Source organism: Alcaligenes sp. SDU_A2 (assembly GCF_038237375.1).
Classification (GTDB): Bacteria; Pseudomonadota; Gammaproteobacteria; order Burkholderiales; family Burkholderiaceae_B; genus Alcaligenes.
This window is the reverse complement of record NZ_CP151273.1, coordinates 3,527,805-3,547,808: the sequence shown is the minus strand read 5'-3', so window position 1 is coordinate 3,547,808 and position 20,004 is coordinate 3,527,805. Positions and strand designations below refer to the sequence as shown.

Sequence of the window (20,004 nt, the reverse complement as noted above, 5' to 3'; positions counted from 1 at the left end):
CTACCCCACTGGAGGCGATGAATGATGGTTCCTATGAAACTGCGAGCACTATTGGCGGCCGGCGTGATTGGCCTGGGAGCGTTCTCAAGCGTGCAAGCGCAGCAGCCGGCCAAACCCGAGTGCATTGCTCCGGCCCAGCCGGGCGGCGGCTTTGACTTGACCTGCCGCGTGGCCTTGAACGGATTCCTGGAGACCGGCTTGCTGGAGCAGCCCATGCGGACGGTGTATATGCCCGGCGGCGTCGGAGCGGTGGCGTACAACCATATCGTGGCCCAGCGTCCAGGCGATGGCAATGCAATCGCTGCTTTCTCAGGTGGGTCGTTGTTGAATCTTGCCCAGGGTAAGTTCGGCAAATATTCCGTGGACGATGTGCGCTGGTTGGCAGCCATCGGGAGCGATTATGGTGTTGCGATCGTGCGCAATGATGCGCCCTTTACGGATCTGAAGTCGCTGATGGCCGCGTTCAAGGCCGATCCCACCAAGATAGTGCTGGGTGCGGGCGGCTCGGTCGGCGGACAGGATTGGATGAAGGCCGCCCTGACGGCGCGCGCCGCCGATGTGGATTTCCGCAAAATGCGCTTTGTTGCTTTTGAGGGCGGCGGCGAGGCCATGACGGCTTTGCGCGGCGGTCATATCCAGGCCTATATGGGTGATGCGGCCGAAGCCTACACCATGCTGGAAGGCGGCGCGCCTATCCGGGTGCTGGCCGTGTTCAACGATAAGCGTCTGGATGGTGCGCTGGCCGACATCCCGACGGCCAAAGAGCAGGGCTTCGATATCGAGTGGCCGATTATCCGCGGCTTTTATGTCGGGCCCAAGGTGTCGGACGAACAGTATCAATGGTGGGTCAATGCGTTTGAGCAGTTGATGAAAACCCCCGAGTTCGCCCGCCTGCAAAAGCAACAAGGACTGTTCCCCTTCAATATGGCCGGAGCAGAACTGGATAGCTATGTCAAAGAGCGGGTGGTGCAGTACCGCGAATTGGCCGATTCGTTCGGCCTGATCAAGAAGTAAGTCTTTACAGTGTTTGCCCGGTTGCTGATGCGCCGGGTACACACCGCCTGCCCGCTATCTTGTTGCGGGTGATTCCGGAGATTCCAACATGACGCTGAACGATCGCGTTCTGGGCGTGGGCGCGCTGGCGGCCGCCGCCTTGATCACTGCCTTTGGTTACGACCTAGAACCGCCTTTCTCTTATGAACCCGTCGGGCCTAAAGCGTTCCCATTGCTGGTGGCGCTGATCATTGCTTTGTGTGGCCTGCGTCTGGTGATCAAGGGAGGCGGGCAGGTGCAGCCTAACCCGCCCGGCGCGAATGGCCGCATCTTGCTGATGGTTGCGTATCTGGCCGGCTATGCCTGTCTTTTTCAGTGGCTGGGTTTCATCGTCTCGACCGCGTTGATGGCGACCTTGGTAGGACGCTTGTTCGGCGGTTCCTGGAAGCAGGCCGTGCTGGGCGGCGTTGGGATGGGGGCGGGGTTGTTTGTTCTGTTTGATCTGGGCCTGGATGTGGTCCTGCCGCAAGGCATCCTGGGAGAATGGCTGTGAGCGCGATCCTGGATTATTTAAGCATTGGTTTCGGGGTCGCTTTTTCCGGCTTGAATCTGCTGGTCGCCGCCGTTGGCGCGTTTATCGGCACGATCGTGGGAGTATTGCCGGGGCTGGGGCCTATCAATGGCGTGGCCATGTTGGTGCCCATCGCTTTTGCGATGAAGCTGCCGCCCGAGTCGGCGTTGATCCTGTTGGCAGCCGTCTATGTGGGGGCTGAGTATGGCGGGCGCATCACGTCTATTCTGATCAATGTGCCGGGCGAGGCCGCAGCCGTCATGACCACGCTGGACGGCTATCCACTGGCGCGCAAAGGCATGGCGAGCGTGGCGTTGTCCCTGTCGGCATTTGCTTCATTCATCGGTTCGACCATTGCGATCTTTGGGATCGTCATGTTGGCCCCTATGTTGGCCAATTGGGCAGTGGCGTTTGGGCCAGCAGAATATTTCGTACTGATGGTGTTCGCGTTCTGCGCCTTGACCAGCTTGCTTGGCGATGAGCCTGTCAAAGGCATTCTGGCGGCGATGTTGGGCTTGTTTATATCCACTGTCGGTGTCGATGCCAATTCAGGTGTCTATCGCTATAGCTTCGATATTCCCAATCTGGCCGACGGCATCGACTTCGTAGTGGTGGTCATCGGCTTGTTCGCCGTGGCCGAGATGCTGCAGATGCTGGAAAACCTGTTGGGAGGGGTATCCATCACGGTGCCCAAGAGCGAACGCAAGTTGTTTAATCTGCGCGAATTGGCGCTGACCTGGTGGAGCACCGTACGTGGCGGCGTGTTGGGTTTTTTCATCGGTATCTTGCCCGGAGCCGGTGCCAGCGTGGCCTCTGCCGTGGCCTATGCCAACGAGAAAAAATACATCGAAGGCAAAGACCCTAATGCCACCTTCGGGCAGGGCGATCTGCGCGGTCTGGCCACGCCGGAGGCCGCCAATAACAGTGCCGCGACAGGCTCTTTCATTCCTATGCTGACGCTGGGTGTGCCCGGTTCGGGGACGACCGCTGTCATGATGGGGGCACTGACGCTCTACAACATCACGCCCGGTCCTGTCCTGTTCGAGTCTCAGCCGCAGATTGTCTGGGGACTGATTGCCTCTTTATTCGTGGCCAACATCATGCTGTTCTTGATGAATGTGCCCTTGGTGCGGGTGTTTGCGTCCATGCTGGCGATACCACCGCGTTTGTTGGTGCCGGGGATTTTGGCCATCAGCTACATTGGCGTGTATGCCATCAACGGTACGACCTTCGATCTGGCGCTGGTAGTCGGGGTAGGGGTGTTGGGGTATTTTCTGCGCAAAATGAATGTGCCTATGGCTCCTATGGTGCTGGGCGTGGTGCTGGGTAATATGATGGAGCAGAATCTGCGGCGTGCCCTATCCATCACTAACGGCGAGATCGGCATTCTGTTCGAAAGTCCAGTGTCCATCGGGCTATGGGTTGCGGCGGCTCTGGTCAGCCTGGGACCCCTTGTGCTTCGGCGTTTGGCCCGTCGATCCGCAGAGACCTGACTGTAGGCCCCGGCTCGGTACTGGGGCCATTTTTGGGAGAACATGCCAGGACTGAGCCTGGCTTTGCTATATGCGGATGAGTATCTGGATTCGAATCGCCATTGGTTTTAGCGTTGCCTTGCTCGGGGCATGGGTGGCTACTTGGCTGGCAATGCCTCTGCCCTGGATGTTGGGTGCGTTGATACTGACCGCAGCCACCAAGATGGCCGGCAGTCCCGGTATGTGCTTGCCGGTAGCGCGCAATGCGGGGCAGTGGGTCATCGGGGCGTCGTTGGGCCTGTTCTTTACGCCCTCTATGGTGCGTTTGATTGGCGGCAATGCGCCGTTCATTGCGCTGGGCATGCTGTTTGCTCTGGTGTTGTGCTGCTTGGGTACGCTGGCATTGACCCGCTTTGCTGGAACCGATCTGCGGACCGCATGGTTTGCCAGCGCCGTCGGCGGGGCCAGCGAAATGACCAGCCTGGCCGAACACTATGGCGCGCGCCCCGATCTGGTCGCCTCGGCACACGGCTTGCGGGTGCTGATGATCGTGCTCATCATTCCATTCGTGTTCGAGGCTTTGCAGTTCCAGGGAACACAGTCCGGCGCAGCAGTGCGGGCCGACTTTCTGGATGTGCCCGGCCTGGCATTGCTGATACTGCTGAGCAGCGCAGGCGGCGGCTTGTTTCAGGTACTGCGTTTGCCTAATCCCTGGGTCTTGGGGCCGTTGCTGGTCGTGGGCGTGCTGACGTATAACGACGTGCTGCTGTCGGGTCTGCCGGTAGAAGTATCCAATCTGGGGCAACTGTGCATAGGTTGGGCATTAGGCGATAAGTTCGGCCCTGACTTTTTTCGTCGCGCACCACGCTATCTAGGCGTGGTAGCGGTCAGCAATCTATTGAACTTGTCCCTGGCATTCGGTTTCGCCTATGTGTTGTTTCGTATTTCCGACATCCCTTATCCCACGCTGATCCTGGGTGTCAGCCCCGGCGGGATTGCCGAAATGGCCATCACGGCTAAGGTTCTGCAGTTGGGCGCGCCCCTGGTCACTGCGTTTCAAGTGGCGCGCATGATCTTCGTGCTGGTGCTGACCGGACCTTTATACAAAGCACTGGACAGGCTCAAGCGTTTTGCATGATCTTGATTGATCCGGCAGGCTCGCGATCCATGCCGCAATGCTCGAACACGATCGGCGTAGTCTGAAATGACCGCGTGTTGTCGTTGACAGTGCGGCTCAGCACGGTATCCTTAGTGGAGCCTAAATTTGGCGCCATTTTTTGGATACTCAATGAGTCAACTCCCTCCTTACCGTACAAGTCTTCGCTTGACGCAGAAACAGCGCGAGCTGATCGACGACTTGTGCCGTTCGGACGGCGGTAAAGTAACCATGAACACCTGGATTGCGAAAGCAGTCGAAGAGAAAATTCAGCGCGATACGCAGCCTGGGCAGGATCAAGCGATTCGTTCTGCCCGTCCAGGTCGCCGCTTCTACGAATTTTTCGCCGGCGGCGGCATGGCCAGGGCAGGACTGGGGCCTAACTGGGATTGCCTGTTCGCTAACGACATCAGTCCGATGAAAAGCCGGGTGTATCGCGACAACTGGAACGGTGGCCTGGACTTGCTGGTGCAGGATGTCAATACGGTCACATCCGAGCAATTGCCGGAACAAGCCGATCTTGTCTGGGCATCGTTTCCGTGTCAGGACTTATCCTTGGCAGGCGCTTATAAAGGAATAGGGCGCGCGCTGGATGCACAGCAAACGCGCTCGGGCACGTTTTGGCCTTTTTGGGGCCTGATGCAAAACCTGATGGACGAAGGCAGAGCGCCCACCGTGATTGTGCTGGAAAACGTCTATGGCGTGCTGACTTCTAATCAGGGCCAAGATTTTGCTGCAATCGGCTCCGTACTGGCGGAGGCCGGGTACCGTTTCGGTGCCATGGTGATTGATGCATGTTACTTCGTGCCGCAGTCTCGTCCGCGCGTGTTTATTGTGGCGGTTCGGACGCAAGTCGATATTGCGCCGTCGCTGATGTCGCCGGGCCCTGTCGAGCCTTGGCATCCCGCGCGTATGGTCAGCGCTTATGCCGGACTGTGCCCGGCAGCGCAGAAATTGTGGGTGTGGTGGGCTTTGCCCATGCCGTGGACGCCGGTCAACACCTTTACGGCGATCATCGAAGAGAACCCCCAGGGCGTGACGTGGGACAGTGCCGAGAAAACGCAGCAATTGTTGGGCATGATGAGTCCGACCAACCTTGCCAAGGTGCGGGCTGTGCAGAAATCAGGTCAGCGCAAGGTAGGTGGCTTGTACAAACGCACCCGTCTGGACGAACAGGGCCATAAGGTGCAACGCGCCGAGGTCAGGTTCGATGACCTGGCCGGTTGTTTGCGTACCCCGGCCGGCGGGTCAAGCCGACAAAGTATTTTATTGGTCGAAGGCGATACTATTCGGTCACGCCTACTGTCCCCCCGAGAGGCGGCCCGTTTGATGGGCTTAGACGATAGTTACCAACTGCCCGGCAATTACAACGATGCCTATCATGTGGCCGGCGACGGCGTTGCGGTGCCTGTCGTGCGGCACTTGGCACACTGCCTTTTTGAGCCGATTCTGGCTTAATTCCCTGTTCTTGGTGCGAATCAGCAGACCGTGGCGTTTTTATTGATGCCCAGTCAACCAGTCAGGGGGGGAGTCAGCCGTTGTTACCGTTTTCGTCGGTCTGGGTATCCGCGAACCCAAACAGCGTTTTGTGATACTTTTGCAGTCGTTCAAAATGGGCATCCAAGGCGCGCGCTATTTGCGGTGAATTCTTGACGGTCAGAAAATGATCGACCAATTGCGCGTAATGGACGGCCTGACGGGGTAAGCGTTGGCTTGCGTCCTGACGTTTGCGGATTTCGTCATCCGTCATAACTTGGACTATTTGTGATGGATTAGGCGGTATCCTGTTGACGTTGTATTTGGGGACAGTCCCATTCATCAAGGGCGAACGCGGATTGAAAGCATGAAAGAGCAGGGCTTCAAGATCATCAATTCCAGCGACTGAATCGACAGGGTAGGCCCAAACATAGGCAATCTCCCAGACATCAATCTGTCTGTTGGCAATAATGTCTGACCGTGCGGACGTCAGGTGTCTGGCTACTCGGCGGCGAATCCCATCCTTGGATTGACCGACATATATAGGCACATTGTCCAGATCGCACAGCACATACACCCCGATCCGGCTGGTCAGTGTCTTGACCGCATTTTTCCTGAACGCAAAATCCGTCATCTTTCGATTTCAACCCGTATATGTCAGTGCCAAGAGCGTGGTGTCACTCGGCATGCCCCAGTTCTAGTGTAACGGGACCGAGAGCAGCTTATATGCGGTGGCAGCAGAATCGAACAGGCTCTGCCGGGGCATTCAATCCTGCACGCCGAGTTATAGGTGGTTTGTTGTCTGCAAACCCTCGCGCTTATAGTCGCCGTTTCGTATTACCTGGCTCCAGGCTAGGTTATCCAGATACCATTGCACTGTTTTGCGTATACCTGTGTCGAAACTTTCGCTCGGCGTCCAGCCCAGTTCATTTTTTATTTTGCTGGCATCAATTGCATAGCGGCGGTCATGGCCAGGGCGATCCTGGACATGGGTAATGAGCTCTCGATAATGACTGACGGGGAAGGTTGTATCGGGGGGGGCAAGTTCCTGCAAGACATCGCACACCGTGCGAACCACGTCTATGTTCTGTTTCTCGTTGTGGCCGCCTATGTTGTAGGTTTCTCCGACTTTGCCTTCGGTCAGCACGAGACAGAGGGCACGGGCATGGTCCTCGACATACAGCCAGTCACGGATCTGCTCCCCATTTCCGTATACCGGCAACAGCTTTCCGTTTAGGGCATTCAGAATGGTGAGTGGAATTAATTTTTCAGGAAAGTGAAATGGGCCGTAGTTGTTGGAGCAGTTGCTGATCAGGGTCGGAAGTCCGTAGGTCCGCATCCATGCGCGAACCAAATGATCGGAGCTGGCTTTGCTGGCTGAATATGGGCTGCTGGGGGCGTATGCCGTGGATTCAGTAAACAGGATGTGCTCTGCGCCATGGACATACGAAGGATGAGGCAGATCGCCGTAAACCTCGTCGGTGGATACATGGTGGAAGCGAAACTGTTGCTGGGCGTGATTATCCAGCTTTTGCCAATATTGACGAGCCGTCTCGAGCAGATGGTACGTCCCGAGAATATTGGTTTCCATAAAGGCGGCGGGACCATCGATTGATTTGTCGACGTGACTTTCCGCTGCCAAATGCATGATCGCGTCTGGCTGATGTAGGCCGAATACGCGCTCCAGGGCATCACGGTCGCAGATATCGATCTGTTCAAACGCATAACGGTCTGAACCGGCTATGTCGCGCAGATTGGCAAGATTGCCCGCGTAAGTCAGTTTATCGACGTTGATGACGTGATGGTCTGTGTGCTGGATGAGGTGGCGGATGACCGCCGAGCCGATAAAACCGGCTCCTCCGGTGATCAGGATTTTCATGGGATTTTCGGCGTTGTGCTGGTCGGTCATGACAGTGCGAATGACTGTGTGCGGGTCATGCCCGCTCTCTTTGCAATCGGTGCCACTCGTCCGCTACGCCGCGCAGATAGTCGCTGTATTCGCAGCGCGGCATGTGTGCGATCAAGGCCTCAAACTGTTGGATGCTCAGAAAGCCTCGGATCAGTGCCGCCTCTTCTGGGCAGCCGATTTTAATGCCCTGACGGCGCTCAATGGCTTCAATGTAGGAAGATGCTTCATGTAGGGCCGAGCTGGTTCCGGCATCCAGCCATGCAAAACCACGGCTAAGGCGTCGCACTTGTAGTTTTCCTTGGCGCAGGTATTCTAGATTGACGTCGGTAATTTCCAGTTCTCCTCGTGCTGAAGGAGCGATGGATTGTGCAATTTTTACGACTTCGTGGTCATAAATGTAGACCCCCGGTACCGCATAGTTGCTTTTGGGGTGCTGCGGTTTTTCTTGGATAGCAATTGCGCGTCCGGCGTTGTCGAACTGCACTACGCCGTATCGTTGTGGGTCTTTGACGTGATAGGCAAAAATGCTGGCCCCGCCCGTAAAACTGGAAACCGCGCGAGGAAAGTCGTCGCCGCCCGAGAAAATATTATCGCCAAGCATCAGAATGACATTGTCCGTGCCTACAAAGTCGGCGGCGATAATGAACGCTTGGGCAATGCCTTCGGGTCTGGCTTGTATGCGATAGTCAATGCTGATCCCCCACTGTGCGCCGTCGCCCAACAGAGCCTGAAAACGCGGCAGATCGTCGGGCGTGGAAATAAGGCACAGTTCTCTGACCCCGGACGCGATTAAGGCGGTCAAGGGGTAGTAAATCATGGGTTTGTCAAAGACGGCCTGTAGCTGCTTGCTGGAGACTTGCGTCAGGGGATACAGCCGTGAGCCGGCACCACCCGCTAAGATAATGGCTTTCATGCGGTCTCCGCGGTTGTTGGCGGGTCAATCGTCAGGGACGACTTTTCCACGGAGACGTTGATTCCCGTTTCGCTTGCTACTGGTTTGGCACGCATGGCAGTCTAGAGGCTAGGTTGGGGTGTCGTGGCAGAGGTGGTGCCGCTGCCGAGGCGTTGGGGCGTTGCGTAGTGGCTTTAGACCTGAGATTGGCACAACCAGCTGGACGCTCGTTTCCCGAAAATCATTGCTATGGTTATACCGCATATCGCCGTGCGCTTTATGCGCAAGCAACACGGGAAATTGGCCCTTAGTCGGCAAGCGGCAGAAAAATGAGCTTATGTCGTCACGAGTGCGAGGATGGCCTGCGGCTAGGCTGTGTTTTGACGGCAGAATGCAAAAAAGCCCAGCGGTTAAGCTGGGCTTTTTTGATAATTCTGGTGGCCTGGGGCGGAATCGAACCACCGACACAAGGATTTTCAATCCTCTGCTCTACCGACTGAGCTACCAGGCCATGTGCTGCTCGGTAAAAACGAAACTATACCACGATTTTTTTGTTGTGCACACAAAACAACAAAAATTTTTGTGCTTTCTTGCGGTGTATCCAGGTGCGGCGCGCTTGTGCCGGCAAACCGACCCTTTGGCAAGAGGGCAGATTATAATCATAAAATATGTTGTCGCGGCGTATTTTTGTCAAAACGCGTTGTGGCGGCGTAAAATCAGGTGCATCACACGCGGCTTGCACAAGCATAGCCGCTTGTTTCGGTCTTTTCAGGGCTTTGGCCTGTATCGCTCATGTCAGTAGATGTCTTAACCTTCGGGCTCAACCATGTGTCCGCGCCGGTTTCCGTGCGCGAGCGCGTGGCGTTCCCGATCGACGTGTTGAAACCGGCGCTCGACACCCTGCGCTCGGCGTTCGGCAATGGCGTGCGCGAAGCGGCAATCCTGTCTACCTGTAACCGTACCGAAATCTACTGCGCGGCCGAACCCCAGGTTGCCGAACGCTTGCCCGAGTGGATGGCGGATTTCAACAGTCTGCGCTCGGCTGAGCTGACCCCGCACCTGTATCGCTACAACCAGAACGAAGCGGTACGCCATGCGTTTCGCGTGGCCAGCGGCCTGGACTCGATGGTTCTAGGCGAACCCCAGATTCTGGGCCAGATGAAAGATGCCGTGCGCGCCGCCAACGAGGCCGGTTCGCTGGGCACCTTGCTGCACCAGTTGTTTCAGCGCACTTTCTCGGTAGCCAAGGAAGTGCGCACGCAGACGGCCATCGGCGCGCATTCCGTATCGATGGCCGCCGCCGCCGTCCGTTTGGCCGAACGCGTTTTTGGCGATCTTTCCCAGGCCAAGGTGCTGTTTATCGGCGCAGGCGAAATGATCGAGCTGTGCGCCACGCACTTTGCGGCGGTCAACCCCTGTCGTATCGTGGTGGCCAACCGCACGCAAGAACGGGCGGAAACGCTGGCTTCGCGTTTTCTGGCAACGACCATGAAGCTGGCCGATATTCCCGATCGTCTGGCCGAATTCGACGTGGTCGTCTCCTGTACGGCCAGTACCCTGCCCATATTGGGGCTGGGCATGGTGGAGCGTGCCGTGCGTTCGCGCCGCCATCGGCCCGTGGTCATGGTCGATCTGGCCGTGCCGCGCGACATCGAAACCGAAGTCGGCCGTCTGGACGACGTTTACCTGTACACCGTCGACGATCTGGGCCGGCTGGTCCAGCGCGGCACGGACGCCCGCCGCGCGGCGGTGGTTCAGGCCGAAGCCATTATCGACACCCAGGTGCAGCAGTACATGCATTGGCTCAGCAATCGGGCCATTGTCCCGGCCATTCTGGATGTGCAGCATACGGTCGATCAAGTGCGCAAGCACGAACTGGAGCGGGCGCAGCGCATGCTGGCCCGTGGCGAAGATCCTGCCCAGGTCCTGGAATGGCTGGCGCACGGCCTGACCCAGAAATACGTACACGGCCCCATGGCCGAGCTGAATCGCAGCGAAGGTGCCGAGCGCGAGCAACTGTTGGATCTGTTGCCTCGCCTGCTGCCATCCACGACGCGTCGGCGTTAGCGTTTCCGGCGGCTTGTTTCACCGACTTCCTGCGGTGCAGCCAGATGTGTAACGTCGCCCTGCGCCCAGGCCTACCGTTTTCCCTTTAGGCTGTTCCCTCTATGAAAGACTCAATGCGCAGCCGGCTGGAGCAACTGGCCCGCCGTCTCATCGAAGTGGATGCCATGTTGGCCGAGCCCGAGATCGCCGGCAATATGGACGAGTTCCGCAAATTGTCGCGTGAGCGTTCTGAGCTTGAACCTGTTGTGACCGCTTTTACGGCCTATGAGTCGGCTGAGGCGGACCTGCAGGCCGCTCAGGAGATGATGTCCGACCCCGAATTGAAAGAAATGGGCGAAGAGGAATTTAAGCTGGGCAAAGAGCGTATCGGGCAGCTGGAGGACGAATTGCAGATCCTGCTGTTGCCCCGCGACCCCGACGATACCCGTAACGTATTCATTGAAATCCGTGCTGGCGCAGGCGGTGACGAAAGTGCGCTGTTCTCGGGCGATCTGCTGCGCATGTATATGCGCTATGCAGAAAACTGTGGCTGGCGTACTGAAATCATGTCCGCCAGCGAGGCGGATCTGGGTGGCTACAAAGAAGTGGTCGTGCGCATCGAGGGGCAGGATGTCTATGGTCGCCTGAAGTTCGAGTCGGGTGCGCATCGCGTGCAGCGGGTGCCCGAAACCGAAGCGCAGGGCCGCATTCATACGTCCACTTGCACGGTGGCGGTGTTGCCGGAGGCCGAAGGCCTGAGCGAAATCACCATCAATCCGTCCGATCTGCGTGTGGATACCTTCCGCGCCAGCGGGGCTGGTGGCCAACACGTCAACAAAACCGATTCGGCTGTGCGTTTGACCCACCTGCCTACGGGACTGGTGGTGGAATGTCAGGATGATCGTTCCCAGCATCGCAATCGTGAAAAAGCCATGCAGGTGCTGGCCGCCCGACTGAAGGACAAGCAACAGCGCGAACAGTCCGACAAAGAAGCGGCCCAGCGCAAGAGTCTGGTGGGCACAGGCGACCGCTCCGAGCGGATTCGCACCTATAACTTCCCGCAGGGACGCATGACGGATCATCGGATCAACCTGACGCTGTATAAGCTGGGTTACATCATGGATGGCGATCTGGACGAATTGATTAAAGCCTTGCTGTCCGAGCATCAGGCCGAGCAATTGGCTTGCTTGGCAGAGGCGTGAGCATGAGCCGGTCGCAGGACCTGTCCGGGCATTCGTGCGAAAGCCAGGCACGGCCCTCGGTCGATTCGATGCAGCAGGCAGCGGCTTCCGGTGATGCCGCCGACACTCTGCGTGCTTTGCAGGCAGGTAGCAGCCTGCCGCGTCTGGAGCGGGATATGCTTTGGATGCAGGTGTTGGGCGTGAGCCGTTCATGGCTGATTGCGCACGACACAGACCGCTTGCCTGAACAGGCGGTTCAGGCGTATCACCGCCTGGAAGCGCGCCGTCTGGCGGGTGAACCTATGGCTTATATCGTGGGGATGCGGGAGTTCATGGGGCATGACTTTCTGGTCACGCCGGATGTGCTGATTCCGCGCCCTGATACGGAAACGCTGGTCGAACAGGTTTTGTGGTGTTTGCAGAATATGTCTTCGCCCCGGATTCTGGATCTGGGTTGCGGTAGCGGTGCCATTGCGGTGTCTTTGGCTCTGGCGCGCCCGGACGCACAGGTGGTGGCGACGGACTGTAGCGCACCCGCGCTGGAAGTGGCGCGTTTAAATGCCCAGCGACTGTGTGGGAAAGTCGAATTTTGCCTGGGGAGTTGGTACGATGCCGTGTCGGGTCAGCCGCCTTTTGATCTGATCGTGTCCAACCCGCCGTATATTGCCGCCGACGATGCGCATCTTGGGCAAGGGGATGTGCGCTTTGAGCCGCGCCATGCCCTGACCGACGGTGCCGATGGTCTTCGGGATTTGCGTACAATAGTCCAGGGAGCCGGGTCGCATCTGCGCCCGGGAGGCAGTCTTCTCATGGAACACGGCTGGGATCAGGCCGACCATGTGCAGAATATGCTGCGGCACGCCGGATTTACCCAGGTCGCCAGTTATGCAGACCTGGCCGGAATAAGGCGGGTTACAGGCGGTCAACGTTAATTCTTTTCTTACGAGAACATCATGAGTGAAGTTCAAGATTTCATCCGCGAAACGGTCACGGAAAACCCAGTCGTTCTGTTCATGAAGGGCACGGCGCAAGCCCCTCAGTGCGGCTTTTCTGCCCGCACGGTGCAAATTCTGCGTGCTGTCGGTCTAAGCCAGGTCGTCATCGTCAACGTGCTCGATGACGCCGAAGTGCGCCAGGGCATCAAAGATTATTCCAACTGGCCCACGATTCCTCAGCTCTATATCAAGGGCGAGTTTGTTGGCGGCTCCGATATCGTGTCCGAAATGTACGAAAACGGCGAACTGGAAACCATGCTGCGCGAGGCCGGGGCTCTGGAGTGAACGCCAAGCGCCGCCTGGTCATCGGCATGACAGGCGCAACAGGTGCCGTTTATACCGTGCGCCTGTTGCAAGTGCTGCAGTCCTGTCCGGACATCGAAACCCACTTGGTGATCTCGCCCTCCGGGGTGCTGAACATCAAGTATGAGCTGGATATAGGTCGGCACGATATCCAGGCGCTGGCCGATCACGTACACAACTTTCGAGACGTGGGCGCGACCTTGGCCAGCGGCAGCTTTCCTACGGCGGGCATGGTTGTTGTGCCGTGTTCCATGCGCACGCTGGCGGCCGTGGCGCACGGCTTGTCGGATAACCTCATTACCCGAGCGGCGGACGTTACCTTGAAAGAGCGCCGACGACTGGTCATGATGGTGCGCGAAACGCCGTTCAATCTGGCGCACTTGCGCAATATGACAGCGGTTACCGAAATGGGCGGCATTATTTTCCCGCCCATGCCGGCGTTCTACTTGCGACCCAAAAGTATCGATGACATCGTCGATCACACGGTGATGCGAGTATTGGAGCTGTTCGATATTCAGGTGCCCGGCGAACGCTGGGACGGGTCACAGAAACCCGTTTGATGCGCAGCGGCGGTTTTTTCGCCGCTTGCCTTGTCTTGGTACGGCCAGATAGGTTTCTGGCTTATGTGTCGGGCCGGTGTCTTAACAACCCCCGGACCTATGGGTCTGGGGGTTTGTTGTTTGCGCGTTTAATGGATTGTGGATTTGTTCCGGTTGGGCGGATAGATGTTACTGCCCCGAGCGCCGCTTGCTGACAAAGATCATTTTTTGTTCACCGGCAGCCGCGGGTTTGGCAGGTGTAAAGGCGTCCGTGCGTTCGCTGTTGTCATCGACGACCGTGTCTGTGCTTGGGTCCAGGTCGCTGGGCATCAGCCCTGTAGGCAGGTGGTCATCAAAGTAGTCCTGATCAAAACCGGTGTCTCCGTCCGGGTCGGCCTGGCCGGTGACTTTCAAGTCCACGAAGTTATACAGCTGCGCATCCATCAAGTGCGAGGGAATCACGCGTGTCAGTGCGCCAAAGACGTTCCACGAGCGGTGGGGGAATTTCTTGTCCCAGTCTGCGATCATGCGGTTGATTTCCTGGCGCTTCAGGTTTTCCTGGGAGCCGCACAGATTGCACGGGATGATGGGGAACTGCTTGAGCTTGGCGTACGCGATCAGATCTTTTTCCGGCACATAAGCCAGTGGGCGGATCACGATGTGTTCGCCGTTGTCCGACATCAGTTTCGGGGGCATGCCTTTCATGCGTCCGCCGTAGAACAGATTCAGGAAAAAGGTGGCCAGAATGTCGTCGCGGTGATGGCCCAGAGCGATCTTGGTGGCACCGAGTTCCTTGGCGACGCGGTACAGAATGCCGCGACGCAAGCGCGAACAGAGCGAACACATGGTCTTGCCTTCGGGGATGACGCGAGTCACTACCGAATAGGTGTCCTGTGTTTCGATGTGGTAGGGCACGCCCAGTTTTTCCAGGTACTCGGGCAGGATGTGGTCGGGGAAACCAGGTTGCTTCTGATCCAGATTGACGGCCACGATATCGAATTTGATGGGCGCTCGTTTTTGTAGCGTCATCAACACATCCAGCAGGCCGTAAGAGTCCTTGCCGCCGGACAGGCAGACCATGATCTTGTCGCCGTCTTCAATCATATTGAAGTCGCCGATGGCGCGGCCCACTTCGCGCATGATGCGTTTGCTGAGCTTATTGTCTTCGTTGCGCTGTTTGCGTTCGGCCTTAGTGGCAAAAACGGCGGCCTCGGCAGAGGTGTCGGTCGCGGAAGCGGAAAGGGTGCTGGAGTCTTGAGGCATAGGAAAAGCGGAAAAGAGTGTCGGCCGATTCAGGCCTTGGCAGCGGGGTTTAGCGGCTGCGTTCGATTTCAATGCCGACGGCGTCGCAGTCGGGAAAGGCCTGGGGCTTGCTGACCCGGATTTTAACGCGTTCTATGGCGGGGAACTCATTCTGGATGCGGTCGGCCAGTTGTTCGACCAGGGTCTCCAGCAGATTGGTGTGATGGCTCGCGCTCACTTCGATCAGTGCCTGGCGCAATAGCCGATAGTCCAGCACGCTGGCGATATCGGTGTCGTCCACCGTCTGGGTGATGGCGGCATCGAACTCGGCATCAATGTGCAGAGGCTGGCGTTGGGTCAGTTCATGGTCCAGGATGCCGATGGAGGCGTCCACGATCAGGTTCTTGATGAAAATACGGCGGGTAGGCATGGAAAAGCAGGTCAGGACGGGCGGCCTTTGATGGCCGCCCGGTGGTTGTCAGGATGGCAGTCGGCTCAGTACGCATTCGTCCAGGGCGGGACGTGTCAGCTGCAGGGTAAAACAACGCAGTTCGTCGCGACGAAACACGTGGATCTGGACGGTCTGGCCGGCTTCGTAGGCACCCAGCAACCGTTCCAGGCTGGCGCTGTCGCTGATGCGCAGGCCGTCCAGTGCCACCAGTGTGTCGCCGGCCGACAAACCAGCATGGTGGGCGGCTCCGTCCGTAAAGACAGTGGCCAGTTGGCATTGGCTGCCGTTCTGGCGCAGTCGCGCGCCCAAGCTGGGTAGCGTGCTGGCCGCCTTCCAGCCCAGCTGTATGCCTTGGCTGGGCAGCCAAGTCTTCAGGGGTAGGTCGTCCCGGCCCTCTACGTAGCGCGCAATAAAGTCAGTGGCATCGTACCCCGTTGCTTCCAGAATCAGTGCGGGCATGGCATCTTCGGCAATGCCCTGTGGTGTGCCTTGGTAGAAGTCGCGGCCATAGCGCTCCCACATCAACAGCATGACATCGTCCAGACTTTTTTCCTGGTTTGAGTGGGCGCGTATGCACAGATCCAGCCCCAGGGCGATCAGCGCGCCCTTGGTGTAGTAGCTGACCAAGGCGTTAGGAGAGTTTTCGTCCTGTTTGTAGTAACGCGTCCAGGCATCGAAAGAGCTTTGTGCCGCGGACTGTTTGAAGCGGCCGGGGCTGCGCTGGACGGCACTGATGTTCTTGGCCAGCAGGCTCAGGTATTCGCTTTCTGTCACCACACCCGAGCGCAGTAACATCAGGTCATCGTAGTACGAGGTAAAGCCTTCAAATACCCACAGCAGGCGGGTGTGGTTTTCACGGCTCAGATCGTAAGGCGCGAAGGCGGCCGGTTTGATGCGCTTGACGTTCCAGGTATGGAAGTACTCGTGACTGACCAGGCCCAGGAAGGTCTGGTAGCCGGCACTTTTGATCGACTTGTCCTGGCCTTGGGTGGGCAGGTCGCGGCGCGATGCCATCAGGGCGGTGCTGGCGCGGTGCTCCAGTCCCCCATAGCCGTCGTCGGTCACCATGGTCATGAACACATACCGTGAACTGCTGTCCAGGAAGGGCGCGCGGCGGGTTTCCGGCTCGAAGAAGGCGATCTGGGTGGCGCAGATTTGCTCGACGTCCCGGGCGATGCGGGCCAGATCCAGATTGGGCAGCACGCCGGTAAAGACCAGTTCGTGTTCGGCTCCGTGGGCGAAAAAACTGATGACCTGGGGGGTGCCCATTTCAATGGGGTGGTCGATCAGATCGTCGTAGTCGCGGGCGCGATACAGGCCGAAGCCGTACCGCTGGGCAGCCCCGGGCAGGCCACTGGCCTCTGGCAAACTGGTGTAGACGCTCCAGTGCGCGATCTGTTCAGTTTCAGGCAGCTCCAGCAGGCAAGGCTGTCCGGTCTGGCCTTCTACGGCCAGCAAGGTGCCGGCACCATTAAAGAAAGCGTGGGTTTCGTCGATATGTGCGCCGCGCACCGACAGATCCCAGGCATAGACCTGGTACTGGACAAGCAGGGGGCCTTGGCAGGGGGCACATTGCCAACGATGATTGTCCAGCTTGCGCACGGACACGGGCTGGTCATGACTGCTGGCGCTGATGTCCTCGATCTGGCGCGAGAAGTCGCGGATCAAGTAGCTGCCGGGAATCCAGGCCGGCAGGCTCAGAATCTGGCCGTCGGTGTGCGGGTGGGTGATCTGTATCTGGACAGTAAGGCGGTGGCCGGCTAGATCTTGCGGCACGGCGCGGTAAAGTACGGGTGTAGGTTCCATTGTCTTATTCTATTTAATTTTGTTGGGAGTCAGCATGAACGAACCCTTGGTCAAAGCAGAGGTGCATGGTCGTGTTGCTTTATTGACATTAAACCGCCCCAAGGCCCTGAACGCGCTTAGCAACGAAGTCATCACCCAGCTGTATGCTCTGGTGCATAAATTCGAGGCCGACGACAGCATAGGCTGCATGGTGCTGACCGGCAACGAAAAGGCCTTTGCCGCCGGCGCGGATATCGGAGCCATGAAGGACTGGAATTACCACGATGTGGCGTCCCAGGACTATCTGGGTGGGCACTGGCAGGATCTGCGGCGCATCCGCAAGCCCATTATTGCCGCCGTTGCCGGTTATGCCTTGGGCGGCGGCTGCGAGCTGGCCATGCTGTGCGACTTTATCATTGCCGCCGATACAGCGCGTTTCGGGCAGCCCGAGATCAAGTTGGGTGTTATCCCCGGCTACGGCGGCACACAGCGCCTGCCGCGTGCCGTGGGTAAGGCCAAGGCCATGGATCTGGTGTTGACCGCGCGCATGATGAACGCCGAGGAGGCCGAGCGTGCCGGCCTGGTGTCGCGCGTAGTGGCGGCCGACAAATTGCTGGACGAGGCGCTGGAAGCGGCCACCGTCATTGCCAGTATGTCTTTGCCATCTGTCTTGATGGCCAAAGAGTGCGTAAACCGGGCGTTCGAGTCCTCGCTAGAGGAAGGCCTGCTGTTCGAGCGACGCAACTTCCATGCTTTGTTCGCAACCGAGGATCAGAAAGAAGGCATGCGTGCATTTGCCGAGAAGCGCAAACCCGATTTCAAACACCGATAAACCACTTAAAAGTCAATAAAAACACAGGGGTTGTTGTAAAGTTGCTGCGCTGCAGCGTTGCAAATCTTCCCGACCCCTTGTGCTTACTGATCTGCCGCGTTTTTGGCTTGACCCTTAGCTGAAACAATCCTGACTTGATTTGCTTGCAACAAAAAAAAGACGCTATACTTTACGGGTTTGACGCCAGCGGCTTTTAAAAGGGGCCGATAACTTTGCGCGGATGGTGGCTGGGCCTTTGTGGGTCTGTCGTTGTAGCACATCCATCTACACAACTTTATCCGAGTTTTTCCTACTATGAATCAGCCGGTCGATCAGCAGACAGGCACCGAAAATACGGTGCGGGCAGCAGGGGATGCACTACCTTTTCCGGAACCCGTGGTTCTTACGCCCGAGCAGCGCGCTTATATGGCGCGGCGGGCAGGCAAGGGAATTGTGCGCACTCTGGTGGCTCAGGCCTTGATGGCCTTGTTGGCGATTGCCGTGTCGGCATGGGTTTCAGGCGCGAATGCAGCAGCCTCGGCACTGATCGGTGCGGCTGCTTATTTTGTGCCCAACGCATTGTTCGCGCTGCGTCTTTTGCTGGGCTTGATGGGTGGCGGCAATGCCGGCGCACTCTCCTTTTTCTGGGGGGAAGCCTTCAAGCTGGGGTTTGCTGTACTGACACTGGCGCTGGTGGCCTGGGCGAATACAGGCTGGCTGGTCTGGCCCGCATTGTTGCTGGGCTTGTTGTGTGTCTTGAAGGGCTATGTGCTGCTGCTGGTTTTTCGCAAGCTGCCATAACGGATTTTTGTTTCACGGGCTTGTCCCTTAACGTATACATCACAGGGTAAATACAGATGGCTGCTGCTAGTGATATTTCGCCTCAGTCAGGGTACATCCAACACCACTTGGTTCACTTGAATAACGTCGGTGAAAAACAGGATATTCTGGCTAACTTCGGTGTCATTAACTACGACTCCATGTTCTGGTCCCTGTTGATGGGTCTGGTTGTTGTGTTCTTCATGTGGCGCGCAGCCGCGCGTGCTACCGCCGGCGTTCCTGGCCGTCTGCAGTCGTTCGTCGAAATCTTGGTCGACTGGGTCGAAGACCAGGCCAAGTCCATCGTACACAATGCCGATTCGCGTAAATTTGTTTCGCCGCTGGCCCTGACGGTCTTTCTGTGGATTGTCATGATGAACGTCCTGGACCTGATCCCCGTGGATCTCTTGCCTTGGATTTTCTATACCAGCGGTCTGGGCACCGAGCACGGCGACCCGCTGTACTACCACCGCATTTTGCCCACCGCCGACCTGAACGTGCCTATGGGCATGTCCATGGGCGTGCTGCTGCTGATGTTCTATTACGGCATCAAGATCAAGCACCCAGGCGGCTTTGTCAAAGAACTGTTTACTGCACCATTCACCGCCAATGGCATCATGGCCGTCGTGCTCGCCCCGTTCAACTTCCTGCTGAACTGCATCGAATATGCAGCCAAGTCGGTATCCCTGGGCATGCGACTGTTCGGCAATATGTTCGCCGGTGAATTGGTTTTCATGCTGATCGCTCTGCTGGGTGGTGCATGGACTGGGTTTAATGGCGCCAGCCTGGGTCTGGGTATCGGCCACGTGCTGGCCGGCTCTGTATGGGCGATCTTCCACATCATGATCGTTCTGCTGCAGGCATTTATTTTCATGATGCTTACCCTTGTCTATATCGGGCAAGCTCACGAAGGCCATTAATCAGTTTCCGGTCGGGCAATGGGGTCTGACCGGGACGCAAGTTCGCTTGCTCACGCTTTTTTGATTTTTCGATTTACACCTGATTTTTAACCAAGGAGTTGTCATGACCAACGTCGCTCTCGTTGCTCTTGCTTGCGGTATCATCATCGGCCTGGGCGCTTTCGGCGCTTGCATTGGTATCGCCCTGATGGGTGGTAAATATCTGGAAGCATCGGCTCGTCAGCCCGAACTGATGAACGCCCTGCAAACCAAGATGTTCCTGTTGGCCGGTCTGATCGATGCTGCCTTCCTGATCGGTGTCGGTATCGCCATGCTGTTTGCATTCGCCAACCCATTCGTTGGGTAATAAGGCGGGTCCGCTGTTATTGCAGGCGGACAGGCAGTCGTTGGCGGTGCGGCTCATTAACGAACATGCACCGCTTCCGACTTGAACATACAGGTGT

The 20,004-nt window shown here is 57.6% G+C and carries 19 protein-coding genes, 1 tRNA gene and 1 pseudogene; 14 read left to right on the top strand and 7 right to left on the bottom strand.

The features are described from left to right. Nucleotides 1-21 precede the first annotated feature (21 nt). From AADW57_RS16265 to AADW57_RS16245, 5 genes are all read left to right on the top strand, one after another. The gene (locus AADW57_RS16265) at nt 22-1,014 is read left to right on the top strand and encodes a Bug family tripartite tricarboxylate transporter substrate binding protein (protein ID WP_341667925.1); all 993 of its coding nucleotides are present in this window, start codon (nt 22-24) and stop codon (nt 1,012-1,014) included. Nucleotides 1,015-1,108: 94 nt separating this feature from the next. Then, the gene (locus tag AADW57_RS16260; protein WP_445819211.1) at nt 1,109-1,546 is read left to right on the top strand and encodes a tripartite tricarboxylate transporter TctB family protein; all 438 of its coding nucleotides are present in this window, start codon (nt 1,109-1,111) and stop codon (nt 1,544-1,546) included. After that, a complete protein-coding gene (locus AADW57_RS16255; RefSeq protein ID WP_341667923.1) occupies nt 1,543-3,057 on the top strand; it encodes a tripartite tricarboxylate transporter permease in 1,515 nt (504 codons plus the stop codon). The genes AADW57_RS16260 and AADW57_RS16255 overlap by 4 nt, the downstream gene beginning before the upstream one ends. A gap of 76 nt (nt 3,058-3,133) precedes the next feature. Beyond that, complete coding sequence (locus tag AADW57_RS16250) at nt 3,134-4,174, top strand: AbrB family transcriptional regulator (protein WP_341667922.1); 1,041 nt, start codon at nt 3,134-3,136, stop codon at nt 4,172-4,174. Between the two features lie 150 nt (nt 4,175-4,324). After that, nucleotides 4,325-5,650: a DNA cytosine methyltransferase gene (locus tag AADW57_RS16245; RefSeq protein ID WP_341667921.1), complete on the top strand. Its 1,326-nt coding sequence runs from the start codon at nt 4,325-4,327 to the stop codon at nt 5,648-5,650. Nucleotides 5,651-5,723: 73 nt separating this feature from the next. On the opposite strand, the gene AADW57_RS16240 is transcribed toward AADW57_RS16245, so the two are convergent. The 4 genes from AADW57_RS16240 to AADW57_RS16225 all read right to left on the bottom strand — a co-directional run bounded on the left by AADW57_RS16240 (nt 5,724) and on the right by AADW57_RS16225 (nt 8,980). Next, nucleotides 5,724-6,302: a GIY-YIG nuclease family protein gene (locus AADW57_RS16240; protein ID WP_341667920.1), complete on the bottom strand. Its 579-nt coding sequence runs from the start codon at nt 6,300-6,302 to the stop codon at nt 5,724-5,726. A gap of 150 nt (nt 6,303-6,452) precedes the next feature. Beyond that, complete coding sequence (gene rfbB / locus AADW57_RS16235; RefSeq protein WP_341667919.1) at nt 6,453-7,547, bottom strand: dTDP-glucose 4,6-dehydratase; 1,095 nt, start codon at nt 7,545-7,547, stop codon at nt 6,453-6,455. Nucleotides 7,548-7,602: 55 nt separating this feature from the next. After that, nucleotides 7,603-8,490 (bottom strand): glucose-1-phosphate thymidylyltransferase RfbA, encoded by an 888-nt coding sequence (gene rfbA, locus AADW57_RS16230; RefSeq protein WP_341667918.1) that lies wholly within the window; start codon nt 8,488-8,490, stop codon nt 7,603-7,605. Between the two features lie 414 nt (nt 8,491-8,904). Further along, nucleotides 8,905-8,980 (bottom strand) — tRNA-Phe (locus AADW57_RS16225). 281 nt (nt 8,981-9,261) lie between these two features. Here AADW57_RS16225 and hemA point away from each other — a divergent pair. From hemA to AADW57_RS16200, 5 genes are all read left to right on the top strand, one after another. After that, a complete protein-coding gene (hemA, locus tag AADW57_RS16220; protein ID WP_341667917.1) occupies nt 9,262-10,536 on the top strand; it encodes a glutamyl-tRNA reductase in 1,275 nt (424 codons plus the stop codon). Nucleotides 10,537-10,637: 101 nt separating this feature from the next. Further along, nucleotides 10,638-11,717: a peptide chain release factor 1 gene (gene prfA / locus AADW57_RS16215; protein ID WP_341667916.1), complete on the top strand. Its 1,080-nt coding sequence runs from the start codon at nt 10,638-10,640 to the stop codon at nt 11,715-11,717. Nucleotides 11,718-11,785: 68 nt separating this feature from the next. After that, nucleotides 11,786-12,628 (top strand): peptide chain release factor N(5)-glutamine methyltransferase, encoded by an 843-nt coding sequence (gene prmC / locus AADW57_RS16210; protein ID WP_341669723.1) that lies wholly within the window; start codon nt 11,786-11,788, stop codon nt 12,626-12,628. 21 nt (nt 12,629-12,649) lie between these two features. Beyond that, the gene (gene grxD / locus AADW57_RS16205) at nt 12,650-12,976 is read left to right on the top strand and encodes a Grx4 family monothiol glutaredoxin (protein WP_341667915.1); all 327 of its coding nucleotides are present in this window, start codon (nt 12,650-12,652) and stop codon (nt 12,974-12,976) included. Further along, nucleotides 12,973-13,554: a UbiX family flavin prenyltransferase gene (locus tag AADW57_RS16200; RefSeq protein WP_341667914.1), complete on the top strand. Its 582-nt coding sequence runs from the start codon at nt 12,973-12,975 to the stop codon at nt 13,552-13,554. Before grxD ends, AADW57_RS16200 begins: the two co-directional genes overlap by 4 nt. Nucleotides 13,555-13,893: 339 nt before the next feature. On the opposite strand, the pseudogene ttcA reads toward AADW57_RS16200, so the two are convergent. The 3 genes and pseudogenes from ttcA to AADW57_RS16185 all read right to left on the bottom strand — a co-directional run. Beyond that, nucleotides 13,894-14,829 (bottom strand): annotated as a pseudogene (ttcA, locus tag AADW57_RS16195) (tRNA 2-thiocytidine(32) synthetase TtcA); the annotation flags it as partial. Between the two features lie 16 nt (nt 14,830-14,845). Continuing rightward, nucleotides 14,846-15,205, bottom strand: a complete 360-nt coding sequence (folB, locus tag AADW57_RS16190; RefSeq protein ID WP_341667912.1) for a dihydroneopterin aldolase — start codon at nt 15,203-15,205, stop codon at nt 14,846-14,848. Between the two features lie 48 nt (nt 15,206-15,253). After that, nucleotides 15,254-17,032, bottom strand: coding sequence for a M61 family metallopeptidase (locus AADW57_RS16185; RefSeq protein WP_341667911.1), 1,779 nt, complete (start codon nt 17,030-17,032; stop codon nt 15,254-15,256). Nucleotides 17,033-17,066: 34 nt separating this feature from the next. Between AADW57_RS16185 and AADW57_RS16180 the strand changes: the two genes are divergently transcribed. From AADW57_RS16180 to atpE, 4 genes are all read left to right on the top strand, one after another. Beyond that, a complete protein-coding gene (locus AADW57_RS16180; RefSeq protein WP_341667910.1) occupies nt 17,067-17,843 on the top strand; it encodes an enoyl-CoA hydratase in 777 nt (258 codons plus the stop codon). Between the two features lie 294 nt (nt 17,844-18,137). Beyond that, a complete protein-coding gene (locus AADW57_RS16175) occupies nt 18,138-18,623 on the top strand; it encodes an ATP synthase subunit I (RefSeq protein WP_341667909.1) in 486 nt (161 codons plus the stop codon). A gap of 56 nt (nt 18,624-18,679) precedes the next feature. Next, on the top strand, nt 18,680-19,561 hold the full coding sequence (gene atpB / locus AADW57_RS16170; RefSeq protein WP_341667908.1) for a F0F1 ATP synthase subunit A: 882 nt from the start codon (nt 18,680-18,682) through the stop codon (nt 19,559-19,561). A 103-nt stretch (nt 19,562-19,664) separates the two neighbouring features. Further along, nucleotides 19,665-19,907: a F0F1 ATP synthase subunit C gene (gene atpE / locus AADW57_RS16165; protein ID WP_009464117.1), complete on the top strand. Its 243-nt coding sequence runs from the start codon at nt 19,665-19,667 to the stop codon at nt 19,905-19,907. Nucleotides 19,908-20,004 lie beyond the last annotated feature (97 nt).

Coding starts and splice junctions, on each gene's coding strand:
- AADW57_RS16265 (WP_341667925.1), top strand. CDS start 22: ATGATGGTTCCTATGAAACTGCGAGCACTATTGGCGGCCGGCGTGATT.
- AADW57_RS16250 (WP_341667922.1), top strand. CDS start 3,134: ATGAGTATCTGGATTCGAATCGCCATTGGTTTTAGCGTTGCCTTGCTC.
- AADW57_RS16245 (WP_341667921.1), top strand. CDS start 4,325: ATGAGTCAACTCCCTCCTTACCGTACAAGTCTTCGCTTGACGCAGAAA.
- AADW57_RS16240 (WP_341667920.1), bottom strand. CDS start 6,302: ATGACGGATTTTGCGTTCAGGAAAAATGCGGTCAAGACACTGACCAGC.
- rfbB (WP_341667919.1), bottom strand. CDS start 7,547: ATGAAAATCCTGATCACCGGAGGAGCCGGTTTTATCGGCTCGGCGGTC.
- rfbA (WP_341667918.1), bottom strand. CDS start 8,490: ATGAAAGCCATTATCTTAGCGGGTGGTGCCGGCTCACGGCTGTATCCC.
- hemA (WP_341667917.1), top strand. CDS start 9,262: ATGTCAGTAGATGTCTTAACCTTCGGGCTCAACCATGTGTCCGCGCCG.
- prfA (WP_341667916.1), top strand. CDS start 10,638: ATGAAAGACTCAATGCGCAGCCGGCTGGAGCAACTGGCCCGCCGTCTC.
- prmC (WP_341669723.1), top strand. CDS start 11,786: ATGCAGCAGGCAGCGGCTTCCGGTGATGCCGCCGACACTCTGCGTGCT.
- grxD (WP_341667915.1), top strand. CDS start 12,650: ATGAGTGAAGTTCAAGATTTCATCCGCGAAACGGTCACGGAAAACCCA.
- folB (WP_341667912.1), bottom strand. CDS start 15,205: ATGCCTACCCGCCGTATTTTCATCAAGAACCTGATCGTGGACGCCTCC.
- AADW57_RS16185 (WP_341667911.1), bottom strand. CDS start 17,032: ATGGAACCTACACCCGTACTTTACCGCGCCGTGCCGCAAGATCTAGCC.
- AADW57_RS16180 (WP_341667910.1), top strand. CDS start 17,067: ATGAACGAACCCTTGGTCAAAGCAGAGGTGCATGGTCGTGTTGCTTTA.
- AADW57_RS16175 (WP_341667909.1), top strand. CDS start 18,138: ATGAATCAGCCGGTCGATCAGCAGACAGGCACCGAAAATACGGTGCGG.
- atpB (WP_341667908.1), top strand. CDS start 18,680: ATGGCTGCTGCTAGTGATATTTCGCCTCAGTCAGGGTACATCCAACAC.
- atpE (WP_009464117.1), top strand. CDS start 19,665: ATGACCAACGTCGCTCTCGTTGCTCTTGCTTGCGGTATCATCATCGGC.